Source organism: Scytonema sp. UIC 10036 (assembly GCF_009725235.1).
The window spans coordinates 26,272-42,895 of sequence record NZ_WJFC01000065.1 but is presented as its reverse complement, the minus strand read 5'-3'; the positions used below and the strand labels follow the sequence as shown (position 1 = coordinate 42,895).

The 16,624-nt window shown below is 40.1% G+C and carries 15 protein-coding genes; 7 read left to right on the top strand and 8 right to left on the bottom strand.

What is annotated here, in order from left to right; all coding sequences use genetic code 11:
• Positions 1-278: 278 nt before the first annotated feature.
• Positions 279-1,325, bottom strand: coding sequence for an aliphatic sulfonate ABC transporter substrate-binding protein (locus tag F7734_RS27435; protein WP_155747776.1), 1,047 nt, complete (start codon positions 1,323-1,325; stop codon positions 279-281).
• A 1,319-nt stretch (positions 1,326-2,644) separates the two neighbouring features.
• On the opposite strand from F7734_RS27435, the gene F7734_RS27430 reads away from it, so the two are divergent.
• Positions 2,645-3,079 carry an Rrf2 family transcriptional regulator gene (locus F7734_RS27430; RefSeq protein WP_155747775.1) on the top strand — a complete coding sequence of 145 codons (435 nt, stop codon included), beginning with the start codon at positions 2,645-2,647 and terminating at the stop codon, positions 3,077-3,079.
• 501 nt (positions 3,080-3,580) lie between these two features.
• Entirely contained in the window at positions 3,581-3,853 is a 273-nt protein-coding gene (locus F7734_RS27425) for a hypothetical protein (RefSeq protein WP_155747774.1), read from the top strand.
• Positions 3,854-4,671: 818 nt separating this feature from the next.
• On the opposite strand, the gene F7734_RS27420 is transcribed toward F7734_RS27425, so the two are convergent.
• Complete coding sequence (locus tag F7734_RS27420) at positions 4,672-5,454, bottom strand: class I SAM-dependent methyltransferase (RefSeq protein ID WP_155747773.1); 783 nt, start codon at positions 5,452-5,454, stop codon at positions 4,672-4,674.
• Positions 5,451-5,717, bottom strand: coding sequence for a hypothetical protein (locus F7734_RS27415; protein ID WP_207714225.1), 267 nt, complete (start codon positions 5,715-5,717; stop codon positions 5,451-5,453). Before F7734_RS27415 ends, F7734_RS27420 begins: the two co-directional genes overlap by 4 nt.
• A gap of 42 nt (positions 5,718-5,759) precedes the next feature.
• On the opposite strand from F7734_RS27415, the gene F7734_RS27410 reads away from it, so the two are divergent.
• Positions 5,760-6,119 (top strand): DOPA 4,5-dioxygenase family protein, encoded by a 360-nt coding sequence (locus F7734_RS27410; RefSeq protein WP_166482182.1) that lies wholly within the window; start codon positions 5,760-5,762, stop codon positions 6,117-6,119.
• Between the two features lie 114 nt (positions 6,120-6,233).
• Here F7734_RS27410 and F7734_RS27405 read toward each other — a convergent pair whose 3' ends face one another.
• Both F7734_RS27405 and F7734_RS27400 read right to left on the bottom strand, forming a co-directional pair.
• Complete coding sequence (locus F7734_RS27405) at positions 6,234-7,556, bottom strand: MFS transporter (RefSeq protein WP_155747772.1); 1,323 nt, start codon at positions 7,554-7,556, stop codon at positions 6,234-6,236.
• A gap of 20 nt (positions 7,557-7,576) precedes the next feature.
• Positions 7,577-9,292, bottom strand: a complete 1,716-nt coding sequence (locus F7734_RS27400) for a fumarate reductase/succinate dehydrogenase flavoprotein subunit (RefSeq protein WP_155747771.1) — start codon at positions 9,290-9,292, stop codon at positions 7,577-7,579.
• 193 nt (positions 9,293-9,485) lie between these two features.
• On the opposite strand from F7734_RS27400, the gene F7734_RS27395 reads away from it, so the two are divergent.
• Positions 9,486-9,974: a GNAT family N-acetyltransferase gene (locus tag F7734_RS27395; RefSeq protein WP_155747770.1), complete on the top strand. Its 489-nt coding sequence runs from the start codon at positions 9,486-9,488 to the stop codon at positions 9,972-9,974.
• 27 nt (positions 9,975-10,001) lie between these two features.
• The gene (locus tag F7734_RS27390; RefSeq protein WP_155747769.1) at positions 10,002-11,267 is read left to right on the top strand and encodes an MFS transporter; all 1,266 of its coding nucleotides are present in this window, start codon (positions 10,002-10,004) and stop codon (positions 11,265-11,267) included.
• On the opposite strand, the gene aroQ is transcribed toward F7734_RS27390, so the two are convergent.
• Positions 11,233-11,895, bottom strand: a complete 663-nt coding sequence (aroQ, locus tag F7734_RS27385; RefSeq protein ID WP_155747768.1) for a gamma subclass chorismate mutase AroQ — start codon at positions 11,893-11,895, stop codon at positions 11,233-11,235. The two genes, F7734_RS27390 and aroQ, sit on opposite strands and share 35 nt — an antisense overlap.
• Positions 11,896-12,530: 635 nt before the next feature.
• Here aroQ and F7734_RS27380 point away from each other — a divergent pair.
• Positions 12,531-13,031, top strand: coding sequence for a hypothetical protein (locus tag F7734_RS27380; protein ID WP_243147120.1), 501 nt, complete (start codon positions 12,531-12,533; stop codon positions 13,029-13,031).
• Between the two features lie 258 nt (positions 13,032-13,289).
• A complete protein-coding gene (locus F7734_RS27375) occupies positions 13,290-14,387 on the top strand; it encodes an aliphatic sulfonate ABC transporter substrate-binding protein (protein ID WP_155747767.1) in 1,098 nt (365 codons plus the stop codon).
• A 57-nt stretch (positions 14,388-14,444) separates the two neighbouring features.
• On the opposite strand, the gene F7734_RS27370 is transcribed toward F7734_RS27375, so the two are convergent.
• Positions 14,445-15,761, bottom strand: a complete 1,317-nt coding sequence (locus F7734_RS27370; RefSeq protein ID WP_155747766.1) for an MFS transporter — start codon at positions 15,759-15,761, stop codon at positions 14,445-14,447.
• A 473-nt stretch (positions 15,762-16,234) separates the two neighbouring features.
• On the bottom strand, positions 16,235-16,519 hold the full coding sequence (locus tag F7734_RS27365) for a hypothetical protein (protein ID WP_155747765.1): 285 nt from the start codon (positions 16,517-16,519) through the stop codon (positions 16,235-16,237).
• Between the last annotated feature and the right edge of the window lie 105 nt (positions 16,520-16,624).

Sequence of the window (16,624 nt, the reverse complement as noted above, 5' to 3'; positions counted from 1 at the left end):
GTAGGAACTATTTTTGAGGATTAATTATTTACACCAGAACATTCATATATTACCATTAACTAGTCGTTTTACCGTATTATTAAGTTATTTTATTCATGACCACTCATTAAGTACTTTCTCGTTTTCTCGTTCCCAGGCTCCGCCTGGGAATGCCTTCATGGAGGCTCCGCCTCCTGTATGGCGAGGCAGAGCCTCGCAGACTGCATTCCCAGGTAGAACCTGGGAACGAGGTAGACGAGGTGGACGAGGTAGACGAGGTGGACGACAAAGCAAATCTATCATCTATAAAGCTTTGAAGGTGTGATAGCTCGTAAGAGTTCAGCGGAAGGTACAGCATCCCGAACATTTATCTTGCGAGGGATAACTTTTTCCTGAAAATAGAAATCAGCAACTTGCTGTTGTTCGGCAATGATGGCTGGTGTGAGTGCTCTTAACCGACGAACAGCTCGGCGTGTCACTGTTTCTAAAACGGATGGGTCAATTTTTACCTCACCAGCAAGAGCTTTGGCAGCTTCAGCTGGGTTGTTATCAGCCCATTCTCCTACTTTGTTTGCTTCCTCTAAAAACACTCGCACCAATTCCGGATTCTCGGAGACAAATTGACGTCTGGCAATATAAAATCCATTCAAGGTGTTAATACCACCTGCATTTCTGAGATTCCGAATAGGAATGCTTTTTTCCACAAGAGCTAAAAAGGGATCGCCAGCTACCCAAACCTCTACCTTGTCTTGAATAAAAGCATCACGGGCTTCAGATGGAGTTAAACCAACGACTTGAACATCAGTAATTTTTAGATTTACCTCTTTCAAAGCTTTTGCTAGTAAATAATGTGCGTTCGATCCCCTCTGAAAGGCAACTTTTTTGCCTTTTAAATCTGACACTTTTTTAATCGGAGAATTAGCTCTCACCACAATACCCTGACCCAATCCTTTACTGGGCGTGCGTCCTGCAATGTAAATAACTTCTGTAATACCTGCAGCTTGGGAAAATATTGGCGGTGTCTCTCCTACACTACCAATATCAACCTTACCTGCATTCATTGCTTCGATTAATTGCGGTCCTGCAGGGAATGGTCCTACCCAATTCACCGTTACACCTAATGCCTTAAATCGTGGCTCTACAACTTTTTTGGCTTTAACTATATCCCCAGAAGTTTGGTAAGCCAAGTTAATGACTTTTGACTTAAATCCTCCAGGTTTTGTTTGTGCTTGAACATGGATTTGATAACTTGCTAAAGATGTCGAAAGTGTAAAAAATCCCACCATGGCATATTGCACCATCCGCTTTAATGCAGTGCGACGTTGTGAAGAAAAAAGTACTTTCATATTTTTCAAATAGCCTCTTAGATGCTCAAAAAAATATCCCCTACCTCCACGTTGGCAGAGTAGCAGCCATAAATTTTGGTTTTTTTACCAAGGTTATCAAATGCAATACTGCAGAGGTTTTGCTGAAAAAATAAAAATGTGTAGCTTGGGTTTCATTTTTAAACCCAACATTTTGCTGACCTTGTTGGGTTTTGCAAAGCCTCAACCCAACCTACTAATATTCTCAGCCCTTGCAGTATCGGATTAAAATAGCTCTCAATCTACTAAAAACGGATTGAATTGCCGTATTTAATGTCTCTGACAAAAAATCTTTCCATAGTTTGATGCAAAATGCAAGTAGTGCATTAAATCTGCTGAGGAATTAGTAGTATTGAATCAAGCTGTTTTGTTTTACCTGTTGTTAACCGCTCCTTTGACGGGTGAGATGCCCGGACTACAAAACAATCACAACTAAAGGCTCACAAAACTGGAAGCCAGTGATGTGGCTGGTTTGGCACTGCCACCACGTATCGCGATCTAGGTGCGTGTTATCAAGGTCAAAAAGTAAGGCTATTTGGCATCACTCTTTCAGAGGTGGGTGTGATTGCCAGACATAAAGGCGAAAATTGGCACCTAAAATGCACGCAAAATTTGTTCCCCACACGCTATAGCGGGGAGCGCCTTATATAGCAATCCTATTTGAGATCCAAACAAGGGAGACAAGGAAGACAAGGAGGACAAGGAAGAGGTGTTTGTAAATCATTTAGGACTGCTATAGGAGGGTGATGTATTGATATAAAACTATGGAAGCTATAATAAATGGTTTTTCTGAAAGTTGCAATAATTTACAAATTTCTCACCATTTTCTCACGATTGCTATGTAATATAAATATGACTATTTATAAGTATGAGTATTGAAATTTCAAAGGAAAGGTTTTTCTAAAAGTGAATTGCAATAGTGTTTAACTATCTATCTGTCATTAATGGAAACTCTTTTGGGGCTAACAACACTACAATATCTTCTCCGTTAACTTGAATAAGCTATCTGAGGCTAGATGTAGTCCCGGAGAGTACTTCTTAACCACGGATAAAACTAATTTTCCCAGCTACGTAAAAGGTCGTAAAATCAAAACTTTGTTTCCTACTTTGCGGTCTGTAATAACATCATCCTGAAGTCAAAAGAATAAATTTATACTCCCACATACTAATGTAACATATAACCTTATCTTAACAATATACAAGATTTATTTCTATCTCTAGATGTATTGACAAAAATGCGATTTATTTTAAAATTCCGATCTATACTTGGTGACAAAGAAGAGTAATAACTTTATGTGCCAATGCAACTAACGAACAAATTGAAATATTCAATACTAGCCTTGTTAGCGCTGACAAAAAATCATGGCAGCAGTGAACCATTGCAAATGCAAGAGATAGAAGAGCTACAAGGTTTAGCCAACCGCAATCTGGAATCACTATTAACAGCTTTAAAACGTGGCGGTTTAGTTAAGAGCATACGTGGCTCGCAAGGGGGCTATTTTCTAGCGCGAGAACCTGAAGATATTACAATTTTGGACGTTTTTAATTGTGTTGAAGACTTAGATACTCTTGTATCAACAAAGTCTACTTCACCTGAAACTATAGAGAAAAATTTAATACAAAATTTACGGGTTGAAAGGTATCAAGCAGCTTTTGCGATTTTGCAAAAGTATACACTCTCAGACTTGTATCATCGACAAGAAATGCTGAGAAGAGTGCCTATGTATTATATTTAATGGCAAGCTATCCTTTTGAGATACAATTTGCGCTCGGAGATTTTTAATTGTCTAGAGGCATGAGAATCATTGGAACAGAAAACCGGGAATAGCTTAAAAAGCTTATGGTGTAAAGATTTTATTGAGTGGTTCCTGGGCGATTTGAAAAGAGAGCCTAGCAACGACTTAAAGCCCAAACAAGGAGTTCAGCACCTAAAAGCTTTTGTAGTACTCCTGTCAGATCGCTTCTCCCAGTTTTCTGTTCCGATGATACGTATACTTCAAGTCAGCCTTATTGTCCTCGGCTAGTAAAACAGGATATAGTTCGGGATTATTCATCAAATAATTTTAGAGAAAATATTTAATTCTATACAAGCCGATCGCGCCTCTCACTCTGAGGAGTCTTTAAATTATCTGTATCATTGCACAAAATAAATTTTGTTAAAAATTTGACAATTCTTAAGATTAGGTTAAACTTAAAATTCAGTGGTATTAAAGAAAAACAGTTAATAAGGTGTATTTATGGAACAATCTAATCCAAAAAACAGAGATGATTTTATCTATCCTCATGCTCGATACTACGGTAAAGTTAAGCCGGAAAATCTCGTGTTTAATGCCAATCTTCAAGAATTTACACAAAAACTAAGCATTATTGCTAATTTAGAGACTTCTGGGAAACTTTCTCCTGAAGAAGCTTACAACCAAATTGAAGCACTTTGGGAACAGTTAAAACATAGTAAAAAGATGCTTGGTATTGGTCATTCTCCTCCAACTGACCAAAATAACGCATTTTGACTTAAAATCATTCAAAATCATCTTTAATGACTTGAAACTCTTTTGAGGCTAACGACACTACAATATCTTCCGCGTTAACCTGAATGAGCCATCTTGCGCTAGTACATATCGGCGGAAATAAAGTACCCATTGTATCAGACAAAAAAGCTTCAGCATTCTCTGATGATTAGCAACATTACCATAATGATAAAACCTTCCCACTTCTGAATATTTCCTCTATTCTTAACTCTACTTTTAGGCTATTGTAAAACAGACTGAACTATCTTGATTGGGGTTATCTACTTCTATGTGTAAATTCATAAATCGTTTGTTAAAAGGCGTTTTACTGGGAATTCTTCTTTGTATTCCGCCCATAGCTATGTATTTAAGTCATCTCAATGGAGTAAAGATAGCATTAATCACTTATATAGTATCAGTTCTAGTTATACAAGAACTAATTTTTTCCGTAATAGATAGAAATAGATAGAAATTGATAAAACGAACTAATACAGGACTTATGCAACCTTAACGGTATTTTGAGGATTTCACGTGTTGCAGATCCCCAATCTCTGCCAAACCTAGAGGAAACCCTTCGCTCCCCTTAAAAAGGGGGCTATACGTAAGTTCTATTATCATTGGTTCGACTTACCTTAAGAGGTCATTGATCAAGTAAATCTTAAATAGCCAAATGTATTATGTAAGTTGGGTTGAGGAACGAAACCCAACCTACAGTGTCTTAATGTTTACTTTATAAATCATCTCTAAGAGACATGGGGTGAAACACAAAAAAACGCCGAGTGCAAGATAAATCTGGCAAAGAAAACATTATCAAACACTGTTTACTTTTCAAGTGTTGCTTGTAGGAAACGATAACCAACATCAATTTCTGTTAGCTGCCGAATTTTTCCATATTTCGCATCCCATTGACCGCTACTTAAATCTACTGCAAGAGACTTAACTGCGGGATCGATAACGTTAGAGTTGGCTAAAGCAAAAGAAGAGATTCCCGCACGTACTTCAGGTTGTAAATACAATTGTGGGCGTTTCCATGCTGCTGCTGCAAACAAATCGGACAAATCGTGAGGTAACAAAAAAGGTATGGATTCAACACTTCTTTTGGTACTTGATTGAATTAGATTAGTAAGTTCTTGAAGTGGTAGAAATCGTAGCGCATCTTCCCAAAGCCAAGGAAAGTAATCATACAACCATATCTTTTCAGCCAGCCTTATATCAAAGGTTAGCAAGACTATTGCCCCAGATTTGACAACCCGATGCATCTCGCGGATAGCTTTTTCTAAGTCAGAAAAGTGGTGAATTGTCAAAATACTTATCAACCCATCAACAGAGTTATCTGGTAGAGGAATAGCTTCTGCATAACCAGCTATCCATTTAATGTCTGGATGTTCGAGCGCTTGAGTTTGCATCACGAAAGAAGGTTCTATGGCATAGATAGAAAATCCGAGATCGGCTAATGCTAGACTGTAACCACCTGTTCCAGCACCAAGATCGGCAATAGTGCTCCCTCTTGGTAAATTTAGTAAGTGAATTAAAGTATTGACAATGCGGCGATCGGGAATACGGGTTGTAGAATATTGTTGTCCGATGGAATCATAAATAGTCATTGGTATAATTCTTGAGATAATTTTGTGCTCTCGTTTTGATACCTTTGTAATCGCTGACTTAGAGTTCCTGTATGTAATTCAAATAAATGATTATCATAGTCATGAAAATATAAGGAACGTCCTTCACCTTCCACACGGCTTCGACCTTCTTTCACTTCTATCCCAAGACTTTTAACTTTGACAGCATAGAGTTCGTAGTCATCTTCAGTTATTTTAAAAGCTATATGATTATAGGTTTTCGTGGGTAAAGGTTCCCCTTCCATGATTGCCACCCATAAACTTAAAAGCAAAAAGTAGAGCTAATAGTGGTACAAAAAGATACTATTGAAATCACTGGTTTTCACGCTCACGTTTATTTTGATGCTGCAAGTCGTGAGACGGCTGAGCGTGTACGTGAAGAATTGGGTGCTAGGTTTGAGGTACAACTTGGACGTTGGCACGATCAACCTATTGGTCCGCACCCAAAATCAATGTATCAAGTTGCATTCTCACCAGAACAATTTAGCAAAGTTGTGCCTTGGTTAATGCTCAATCGAGAGGGATTAGATATTCTCGTTCATCCCTCCACAGGTGATGATGTGGCAGATCATACCAAGCATGCTCTGTGGCTAGGAGAGAAATTAGAATTGAACATTGAGTTCTTAAAAACGATAAAAACAACATAAATAATAGCGGTTTTCAATTAAATAAAGCACAGATTTATCTGCGTTCATCTGCTACAGGCTGCGGTTCCATAACTTTTTTATATATTGCACTCAATTGAAAACCACTATATTCACTTAAGTTGAAGCAGTTTGTGGCTTACCTGTAATAGGATTTTGCCCAATACGGAGTACAAACAATGCTGCCAAAATGCACAGTACGCCCGACAAGATAAATGCCTGCATATAAGTACCTAAGGTAGTTCTCATTGTGCCTGCTGTCAGAGTTGCAGTTGCTGCCCCGATTTGATGTGCCGCCACAATCCAACCAAACATCACCCCCGCTTTTTCTTTGCCAAACACCTGGGTTGTTAACCTTACCGTTGGCGGTACTGTGGCAATCCAATCTAAACCATAGAAAATTGCGAAAATCGAGAGACCATGAAACGAAGCAAAACTAAAGGGCAAGAAAATTAAAGACAATCCCCGCAGTCCATAGTACCAGCACAACAAATAGCGATTGTTCCAGCGTTGCGAAGCGCAAGCTGTACTCAGCTTATCGCTCAGCCAACCAGATGCTGTTGTCCCCACAAAATCAAACATCCCCATGACGGCAAGCAAACCAGCTGCTTTGACTTCAGGAATGCCATAATCGATGCAAGCCGGAATCAGATGGGTGCCGATTAACCCGTTGGTGCTAGCGCCACAAATGAAGAAACTGCCTGCTAATAACCAAAAGTCCTGCTCGCGTATTCCCATTCTTAGCGCATTTAGTGTAGTCGTAATAGGATTAACTTGAGACTGTTGCGACTCTTGCACTTCCAGGGAAGTTTCATTTGTGTCACCAAAAGGGCGCAAACCAATTTGAGAGGGTCGATCGCGCATGAACAAAGCAATCAACGGAATAATCAGAAACGTGACTCCGGCGATCGCCAACGCCGCATAGCGCCAACCAAAGCGTTCCACAATGGAAGCCAGTAATGGTAAGAAAACCAATTGTCCGGTAGCTGTACTAGCAGTAAGAACACCAACTACCAAGCCTCGTCGTTCCACAAACCACCGATTCGCTACGATCGCACCCAAGACCAAGGCAATTACCCCTGTCCCGCAACCTACGATAATACCCCATACCAATACTAATTGCCATGGTTGTGACATCAGTGTAGTTAAGCTCACACCAACCCCTAAAAATGCCAAAGCGAATACCATCGTGCGCCGAATTCCTAATTGCCCATATACCGTCGCCGCAAATGGTCCAATTAATCCATAAAGGACTAAGTTCATCGAAATTGCCAACGAAATTGTTGCTCTTGACCAACCGAATTCCTGCTCTAGGGGAACCATGAAAACGCCGGGAGTTGCTCGAATTCCAGCAGCAATCAGTAGAGAAAGAAAAGTTAATCCTGCAACGATCCAACCATAGTGGAACGAGCGACGAGCAAAATAGGAGGGTAAAGACATAATTAGATAAACTACAGGTTTCAATTACTGTAAACAGTCACATCATAAACTTCTTTTGCAATATCAACCTTCACGATATAAGGTTCAACAGGACGCTTAAATAGCATTATTTCCCCCGCCTCATCTTTCTTTAAATTTACATGACAAAACCATTCTTCGTTATTCTTTTCTGGAAAGTCCAAGCGGTAGTGATATAGACCCCAACGGCTTTCCCGACGATATAAGGATGCTCGTGCAGCCATTTCCGCACAGTCACGAATGAAATGCACTTCCATACAACGCATCAGTTCGTGAGGGTCACGCGCCCCCATCTGTGCTAACGTATCGTGATAGCGAACAAAATGCTTTAACCCAATCTCCATTTTGTTACCAGACTTTGGCGGTTGCAAGTAGTCGTTGACCAGTCGCCGTAACTTATACTCTACTTGAGTGTGGGGAATTCCATTAGGTTGATTCAAGGGTGCATAAATACGAGCTTTTTCTGCTTCTAAAAAATCGGGATCGGGTTCTTGATGATTCAACTCTTGAATGTACGCGATCGCATGAGTTCCTGCTAACCGACCATAGACAAATGCCCCTATCATATAGTTATGGGGAACACTTGCCATATCACCAGCTGCATACAGCCCCGGTACTGTTGTTTCTGCCTTTTCATTGACCCAAACACCAGAAGCACTATGTCCGCTACATAGCCCAATTTCTGAGATACTCATCTCCACACCGTGCGTGCGGTAGTCTTCGCCTCTCCCTTGGTGAAAGCGCTCTCGGCTTGGGCGTTCGTTTGACCACAAAATTGATTCAATTTCAGAAATGGTATCTTCATCTAAATGGCTCATCTGTAGTTGGATTGGACCTTTACCAGAATTTAATTCTTTCCAAATTTCCAACATCATTTGTCCGCTCCAGTAATCGCAGCTAATGAAGCGGTATCCTTCAGCGTTTGTTGTATATGCACCAAACGGACCTGCAACGTAAGCACAGGCGGGACCGTTATAGTCCTTAATGAGGGGGTTGATTTGAAAGCATTCAATATTGCTGAGTTCTGCTCCTGCATGGTAAGCCATTGAATAACCATCCCCTGCATTGGTAGGGTTCTCATAAGTCCCGTAGAGATAGCCAGATGCAGGAAGCCCCAAGCGTCCGCAAGCTCCCGTACAGAGAATAACAGCTTTTGCCTGAATAATGACAAAATCTCCGCCACGCACGTCAAACCCAACTGCACCAATTGCTTTTCCTTCTTTCACTAACACCCGAGTTGCCATGACGCGGTTAGTTACGTTTACCTTATGGCGTTTAACTTGTCGAGTGAGAATGGGTTTGAGGTCTTTGCCTTCTGGCATGGGTAGTACATACTTACCTACCCGATGAACTTGCTTGACATCATAATTCCCTTGAGGATCTTTTTGGAACTTTACACCCCAACTTTCCAATTCTTGAATTGTTTCATAACCAAGCTTTGCTGTTTGATAAACAGCTTTTTGATGGAGAATACCATCGTTGGCAATGGTGATTTCGCGGACATATTGTTCTGGGGTGGAGTGTCCCGGAATAACTGCGGTATTCACACCATCCATTCCCATTGCGATCGCACCACTACGACGAATATTTGCCTTTTCCAGAATCAGAACATCTGCATTTGAAGAAGCTTGTTTTGCTTTAATAGCTGCCATTGTCCCTGCTGTACCGCCTCCAATGACAAGCACATCTGTTTTTATCCACTGCGTATTTACATCCATATCCTTAAAATCCCTAATAAAGCACGCCTCATCTTCTCCTGTTTAATGGCAATTCCAAACAATTTCTTTGACACTAATTGGAATTGGTTTTGGCAACTCCAATTAAAAATACAGTATTCTTATCAAGATACCGCATCTTGTCTGTATTTGGTCATAATAATTTCAGTAAATACCTTTTGCTCATTTGTGAGATATGGCAATTACCGTTCGCTTGATTGCATATGACGAACTCCCACAACTTCTCTCCTTGTACAGCCACTTGAATCCTGTCGATGCGCCTTTGCCATCAGACGATGTGTTGCAGTCCCTGTGGGATAAAATTCTGTCCGATCCGCGTCTTTATTACATAGTAGCCGAGCTTTCCAACCAATTAGTAGCAAGCTGTAACTTAACCATTGTTCCCAACTTGACACGCGGCGCACGTCCATACGGAATTATCGAAAATGTTGTCACCCATTCTTATTATCGACAGCAGGGAATTGGTACGCAAGTGCTGCGTTATGCTTTAAATCTTGCATGGAAGCAACAATGTTACAAAGTTATGCTTCTGAGTGGCTCAAAACGTGAGGAGACATTACGCTTTTACGAGCAAGCAGGATTCCAACGAGGAGTGAAAACTGGATTTATTGCTTTTCCAGCAGAAGAATTCAAATCTAGTTCGGTTGATATAAATCCCAAATAACTAAACAGAGACAAAAAATTACCAGTCATGCTTAATACTTTCCGTTTCAGGAATTTTTCGCTGTACTACATAGGTCAAGCAATTTCTTTGGTTGGAACATCCATGACTCAGGTGGCGACTGCTTGGCTTGTGTATCACCTGACTAGTTCTGCTTGGTTGCTTGGTCTTGTAGGCTTTGTTACCCAAATTCCTACTTTTGTTTTGATTCCTCTAGGTGGAATTGTAGCCGATCGCTGGAATCGTCACCGCATCCTCACAGTCGCCCAGATTCTGGGAATGCTTAAGTCTTTAAGCTTAACGTCGCTGGCTCTAACAAGTACGATAAACATCTGGCACATTATAGTTCTCTCTTTAGTGCAAGGGATCGTCAATGCTTTTGAGATTCCAACCCGACAAGCATTTTTACCAGAAACAGTTGGAAGGGAAAATCTTGAGAATGCGATCGCTTTATATTCGTCCTTGGTTAGCGTTGCGACTATGGTTGGACCCGCAGTAGCAGGCTTGTTGAATGCAGCATTTGGAGCAGGCGTTTGTTTTGCGATCGACAGTATCAGTTACATCGCTGTAATTATTGCCCTCCTCGCAATGCGGCTTGCTCCTAAAAAAGCCATCATTTCTACACGGAAACCTCTAGTAGAATTTAGAACAAGCTTTATCTACGCCTTCAGTTTTCTGCCAATTCGGTGGGTTGCGATTGGAGCGGCTTTAGTTTGCTGTGTCTGGGGATTTTTCCTCGCCTTGGGACCCATTTTTGCTGCCGAAGTTTTGCAAGGAGGACCCAACACATTTGGCTTTCTTATGGCGGCTTCAAGTGTTGGAACGTTAATCGGTGGAATTTACTTGAGTGGACGCCCAAGTAAGTTTGGGTTTGAGAAAGCCCTGGCATTTGGACCAGTTCTCATGGGAATGAGCTTAATCGTTTTCGCCTTGTCCCACATCTTATGGCTTTCACTGCTTGCGCTCGTAGTAGCTGGTTTCGGTTTTATTTTGCAAATCATTTCGGGTCGCACGGTACTCCAGTTATTGGTTACAGATGAGATGCGCGGTCAAATTACGGGTCTTTATGTTATGGCATCTACTGGAGCAGTTCCTGTAGGCAACTTAATTGCTGGTATCTTGGCTAGCTACATTGGTGCTGCTAATACCGTCATCTTTGGTGCGAGTGCCTGTATTGCAGGTTCGCTCTTCTTTATGCAGCAGCTTTCCGTATTTCGGGATCTAGTTCATCAGAATCTGCTCAATGCTAATGAATCTCATATTAAGGAGAAGTCTTCGGGCAAGAACCTTCCTTAATTTCTAACAAAGGCGCAAGAGCAGTACGTTGCACTTTTCGATCGATACCATCTCCCTTAAGAATAATTGGAGCACGCGATTGAATAGACTCGCGTACTGAAGAACAACCAAGAGATGGAATGACTTCTGCTAATACAGGAAAAAATTCCTCATTTAATTTATCTAGTGATGGTCTTATATTTTTCTTCAAATCTGGGATATTAGTAAAAAATTTTATTCCTTGCTTTTGCCAAGTTTGAAAATCAGCTTTCTGTATTTGTTTTCCAGCTTCTATCTGTCCTTGAAAAAAAGCTGTAACTGTATCAGTTTGGATGTTATAAACTCTTGCTTGCTGACGTACTTTTGTTATTAATTCCTGTTCGCGCTGGCGGTCTTCTATAGGGAGTTTCTTATTCCATTTCCATCTGGCAACATCATGAGCAATCATCAATCGCTGTTGCATAAGTTGTAATAAATTGTGGACTTGTTTTTGTTGATGTACAAATGTCTTTGTGGAATTTAACTGTTGATGACGCGAGACAAAATAATACTTTAACGTTCCCGCAACTAGCGCACTCATAACAAACAACCCCAGAAAAATCGGAACGGTTTGCAAAAAGATAGTTTTTCGGGTGTGATTGGCTGTCATTTTTAGTTATAGTTTTGCTATAGCAATCCTAGTTCAATTGTGAGAGATTAAGTAGTAATATTGTGTCAATTCAAGGTTCAATTTCATTGAGTTCTAGAAATTAGAAATCTCGGCTATACAAATAAAACAGGCGCTAGGCAGGTTATGTTAATAAAGTCCATCTAGGAAGGCTTTGTTTATATAGTAGCAAATTCTGTTCGCCTTCTTGATTATAAATTTCTCACGACTCATTTCAAACGGCACGTATTGTCTCGTATTTTTTTAATCAGATCTGAAAATATAGAGTTACATATTGTTGCTTGGGGGTTGTATTTCACCTGGTGTTGTGTAATTATACTATAAATAAATACGGTAAATCAGTCAATTAACCGTATTTAAGTATCACAAATACCGCACAAACAAACTATCCAAAGTTTTAAAGGTCGAGCACAGGTATTACGAGTAAGCCGTACTTGTTGTAAAACAGCAGGCATTGTTAAAAATAGATAAAGTTTTGTTGCTTCGATTCAACACCGCTCTGTAACGGGACTAACTAGGTTAAGAACAACAGACTTCCTACAAAGTCTGGCTCGATGTTTGTGAGAGATTGACGACAACTAAAAGTCAACGAGTGACACCAGTATGGAGAAATCGCCATGACAATTGCACTTGAGCGTCCTAAAAAGAAGACTCGGTCAGCACAGATTCGGGAGCAACTAGGTTATCCTATCATTGATACCGATGTACATACTCAGGAATTTGAACCAGCTTTTCTTGACTATCTGGCTCAAGTGGGCGGTTCTAAAATTGTCGATCGCTTTTTGAATCACTTCTACTTTGGCATAGAGTCAGATGATACTCGTGTTGCTTACGCTTTCCATCAAAAGGCAAATCCATTTGGCGATACCTGCGGTGGGCAAAGCCAACGCGTTAAAGCATTTTTGGGTTCCGATTCCGGTCATTGGGATGTACCTGATATTACAGCTGTGGTCTCTAACGCTTACAGCATGGTAGAACGGGGAATTCTTAGTAAAGAAGACTTACGTTATTTCTTATCTATTCATCCTTTGGAGTTGTACACCAGCCTCAATCGTGACTTCTTTAAAGGTACGGCAATTGAGAAAGAAGCGGAAGAATACTTGCGGGTTAGGGATTAAATTTTGCTCTCTCGTTCCCAGGCGGAGCCTAGGAATGCAGACAGCGAGGCTCTGCCTCGCACTCCAGGTAGAGTACAGGAGGCGGAGCCTCCCGTAAGGCATTCCCAGGTTCTACCTGGGAACGAGAAATAAAAAATAATCCCCAGTCTCTAATCCCCAATCTCTAATCCCCATTGGGTACAAGGGCTAAATGCGTTTCAGGTAGGTTAATACTACCTGAAACTTTCTTAAAACTTTATACAGAAACGGTATCTATATATGGTTGTTACAGTCAGAACTCAATCTTTCAGCATTTTTCACAGCATTAAAGCGCTTATAATACCAGGAATACTAACCATTGCAACTTCGTTCACTTTAATTAGTTGTAGTGGAGATAACTTAAAAACAGAGACAGAAACACAATCTTCTGCTCGCCCAGTGTCAGATAATACTAAAACATCTGGTATCAAGACAAAAGTACTCCGGATGGGGTATCAACAAGCAGGCGATTTGGTTAGGGTCACGAAAGTCTTGGAAAAGCGTCTAGAACCTTTGGGGGTCAAGGTAGAATGGGCGCAATTTGCCCAAGGTCCTCAACTGATGGAAGCTATGAATGTGGGTAAAGTGGATTTGGGTTCTGTGGGAGAAACTCCGCCTATTTTTGCCCAAGCAGCCGGTGCTGAAATTGTCTATGTTGTTGGTAGACGGCGCACTGAAAAGACTGGTCGAGGTAGTGTCATTGCTGTTCCGCCAGATTCACCCATTAAGACTCTAAAAAACATTAAGGGGCAAAAAGTCGTTTTCCAAAAAGCTTCTGCATCACACTACTTTATTCTAAGAGCTTTAGAAGATGTGGGTTTGAAATATAGTGATATTCAAGTTTTAAGTATACCTAACGTAGAAGCTCGCGCAACATTTCTGGAAGGAAAAATTCCTGTTTGGGTGACAGGAGATCCCCATCTAGCTATAGCTGAAAGAATGGGTAAAGTTCGGGTTCTCAGAACTTCTCAAGGGCTTGATTCTCCTGGTGGATACTACATAGCAGGAAAACAATTTGCTATAGATAACCCTGAATTATTAAGGATAGTGATTGAAGAAATAGACAAAATCGAGCGATGGGCTGAAGCACATCCTAAAGAGACAGCAAAGTTAATCGCACCAGAACAGAAACTACCTCCGGATGTCATTGATTTGGTAATTAGCCGTCGTACCTATGGATTGAGAGCAATTTCTCCAGATTTAGTGAAAGAACAACAGCGAGTCGCTGATTACTTTTATAGAAATGGTTTACTTCCGAAGCCTCTTAATATTCAGGAAGCTTTGCTGACACCTCAACAATATGCAGCAATTACTCCTCCAACAATTAGTCAGAAATAGCTAGATGTAGGTAGGGCTAAAGCCCACCATTCGTGCTTTGGTGGGCTTTAGCCCTACCTACGGATTGTTGGTTACTGTTAAACCCATTTTTACATATACCGAATGTAATATACTTCGCATTTTAGACTCCTGTCGGGAGAAATAAAAAGCTCCCAAAAGACAACACATACCACCAAAAAATAGAGCATTAGCAACTCCCATTTGATTTGTTAATCCTCCAAAAAACAAATTACCAAAAGGTAGTATTCCCAAAAAACCTGTTGTAAATATACTTGTCACTCTACCTCGTTTATCTTCGTCTGGCAAAATTGATTGAACAAAGTTACCGATTGCAGCCAGAGTTAAAGTATTACTCATTCCTACTAGAAAAATTAAAACCAAACAAATTTCTAGATTGGTAGAACGAGAAAAAAGCATCAAACCCAAGCCTAAAATTACCGTAGAACGTGTTATCACTTTTTCTAAGCCTATGACTTGCTTGCGAAGAATAAGATAAAAACCTGCTATTATCGAACCCAGTGCTGAAGCGGTCATCAGCAATCCCATAGTCTCAGCATTACCAGATAAGATTTTTTGAGTAAAAATAGGCATTAAATTAACATGGGTCATTGCCATAAAACAGATAACGATTTGTAACACAAAAACATATCTGATAGGCAAAAAATTATATGCAAAAACAAACCCTTCTTTTAAATTTTTTAAAAAAGGAGTTTTTTTAGATGAAGACTCTTTGGGAACTGCTCTAATATGGGTAGTTAAAATTGCAGATATAAAGGGTATATAGGTAACAGCATCTATTAAAAAACAAGCGGCTGCTCCAGATCTAGCAAGCAATATACCTGCAATCATTGGACTGGCAAACTTAGCTGTATTAATCGAGAAAGAATGGATAGAAATTGCGCTGTAAGTCTCTGCTTTATTCTCTACTAGTCTGGGAATTGTTACCAAACGTGCTGGTAGATCAAAAGCTTTTATTGTCCCCTGAAGAGTACCAATGACAATAATCCATATAACGTTGAGATGACCGTTAAGAGTCAGAATAGTTAGCATAGAGGACAAAAGAATAGATAGTAACTGAGTTGCTAGTAACACATATCGCAAATTCCAGCGATCCAACAAGACTCCTACTAAAGGTGTAATAATTAGCCCCATAGCTTGATTGGTAAATCCAGCAACACCAACTAACACGGCTGAATTAGTTAATTGATAAACCATCCATACCAAGGCTATTTGGGTCATCCAAGAGCCAAAAAAAGATACACTTTCTCCAATTACGAAACAACAGACATTTAAAGATTTCAGAGCAGGTGGAATTTGAAAAGAACCAAATCTCAGTTTACCTTCTTCAAAATGTTCTCTATGACTTTGTCCCATTAGTGTCTTCCTTTTGTAAACGTCTACAACCTTTTTAGGGCGGTAAGAAGCTCAAGCGTACTTGGAAATTACAAGTCCACTCGTTCTGCAATTGTATTAGTCGAACTTATATTTAGTCACACAAATACTTAGTATTCTTACTATTTAGTGAAAAAAATGCGATCGCATATCAGTTACGAATTGCAACTGCTTATTGACTACCAGTTTACTATCTAGACTGAACTAGTACAATCATCAGAAGTAAGAAAGCAGGGGCAAAAAATGCTTGATTTACGCCATCACGTACTTGTTGAAAGTTGCCTCTGCAAAGTCAGACAAGACTATAAGCCATAGAGCCTGTTCTAAATATTTAGTTACACTAATTCTTAGTTTCTCATATTTTTTTGTAAAGTCAAGAAAAAAAAAATACCGCCTTGATATTCAAAAACGGTATGACTCATACACCGATCGAGCCGCTTAGCACAATAGGACAATCAAGCTTCATCTAGCAAGTCTGGCTGAACATATGAGAGTTCGTTTCCAATACCAAGTTCTTTTTTACTGCGTTTTAACTGTTTCCAAAGAGCTTTAATCTGTTCGTAAGCTTCGTTTGGTTCAAGTTTTCCACCAGTTTGGAGACTGGCAATATAACTGACTTTATGAGAAAATTCTTGAAGATTGGCGTTAAACACCAAATGCTCGGGTTTAAGTTTACCCCGATAACTAGCGCGAGGGCAAAGGAACCTTTCCATATCTCTGTGCTTGTCGAATTGTTCCATAAATTCACCACCTTATTTATAGGTGTTTTTAATACCTTTTAACCTGTTCTTAACTCAAAGAACTTTTATAACACGCTAGTGGATAGGTGAATGTATAGCATCTCC

What these genes read in the sequence shown, in the direction of transcription:
- F7734_RS27370 (WP_155747766.1), bottom strand. Translation starts at nt 15,761, where the DNA reads ATGGGACAAAGTCATAGAGAACATTTTGAAGAAGGTAAACTGAGATTT.
- F7734_RS27420 (WP_155747773.1), bottom strand. Translation starts at nt 5,454, where the DNA reads ATGACTATTTATGATTCCATCGGACAACAATATTCTACAACCCGTATT.
- F7734_RS27390 (WP_155747769.1), top strand. Translation starts at nt 10,002, where the DNA reads ATGCTTAATACTTTCCGTTTCAGGAATTTTTCGCTGTACTACATAGGT.
- F7734_RS27395 (WP_155747770.1), top strand. Translation starts at nt 9,486, where the DNA reads ATGGCAATTACCGTTCGCTTGATTGCATATGACGAACTCCCACAACTT.
- F7734_RS27425 (WP_155747774.1), top strand. Translation starts at nt 3,581, where the DNA reads ATGGAACAATCTAATCCAAAAAACAGAGATGATTTTATCTATCCTCAT.
- F7734_RS27400 (WP_155747771.1), bottom strand. Translation starts at nt 9,292, where the DNA reads ATGGATGTAAATACGCAGTGGATAAAAACAGATGTGCTTGTCATTGGA.
- F7734_RS27375 (WP_155747767.1), top strand. Translation starts at nt 13,290, where the DNA reads ATGGTTGTTACAGTCAGAACTCAATCTTTCAGCATTTTTCACAGCATT.
- F7734_RS27415 (WP_207714225.1), bottom strand. Translation starts at nt 5,717, where the DNA reads ATGGAAGGGGAACCTTTACCCACGAAAACCTATAATCATATAGCTTTT.
- aroQ (WP_155747768.1), bottom strand. Translation starts at nt 11,895, where the DNA reads ATGACAGCCAATCACACCCGAAAAACTATCTTTTTGCAAACCGTTCCG.
- F7734_RS27405 (WP_155747772.1), bottom strand. Translation starts at nt 7,556, where the DNA reads ATGTCTTTACCCTCCTATTTTGCTCGTCGCTCGTTCCACTATGGTTGG.
- F7734_RS27435 (WP_155747776.1), bottom strand. Translation starts at nt 1,325, where the DNA reads ATGAAAGTACTTTTTTCTTCACAACGTCGCACTGCATTAAAGCGGATG.
- F7734_RS27430 (WP_155747775.1), top strand. Translation starts at nt 2,645, where the DNA reads ATGCAACTAACGAACAAATTGAAATATTCAATACTAGCCTTGTTAGCG.
- F7734_RS27365 (WP_155747765.1), bottom strand. Translation starts at nt 16,519, where the DNA reads ATGGAACAATTCGACAAGCACAGAGATATGGAAAGGTTCCTTTGCCCT.
- F7734_RS27380 (WP_243147120.1), top strand. Translation starts at nt 12,531, where the DNA reads ATGACAATTGCACTTGAGCGTCCTAAAAAGAAGACTCGGTCAGCACAG.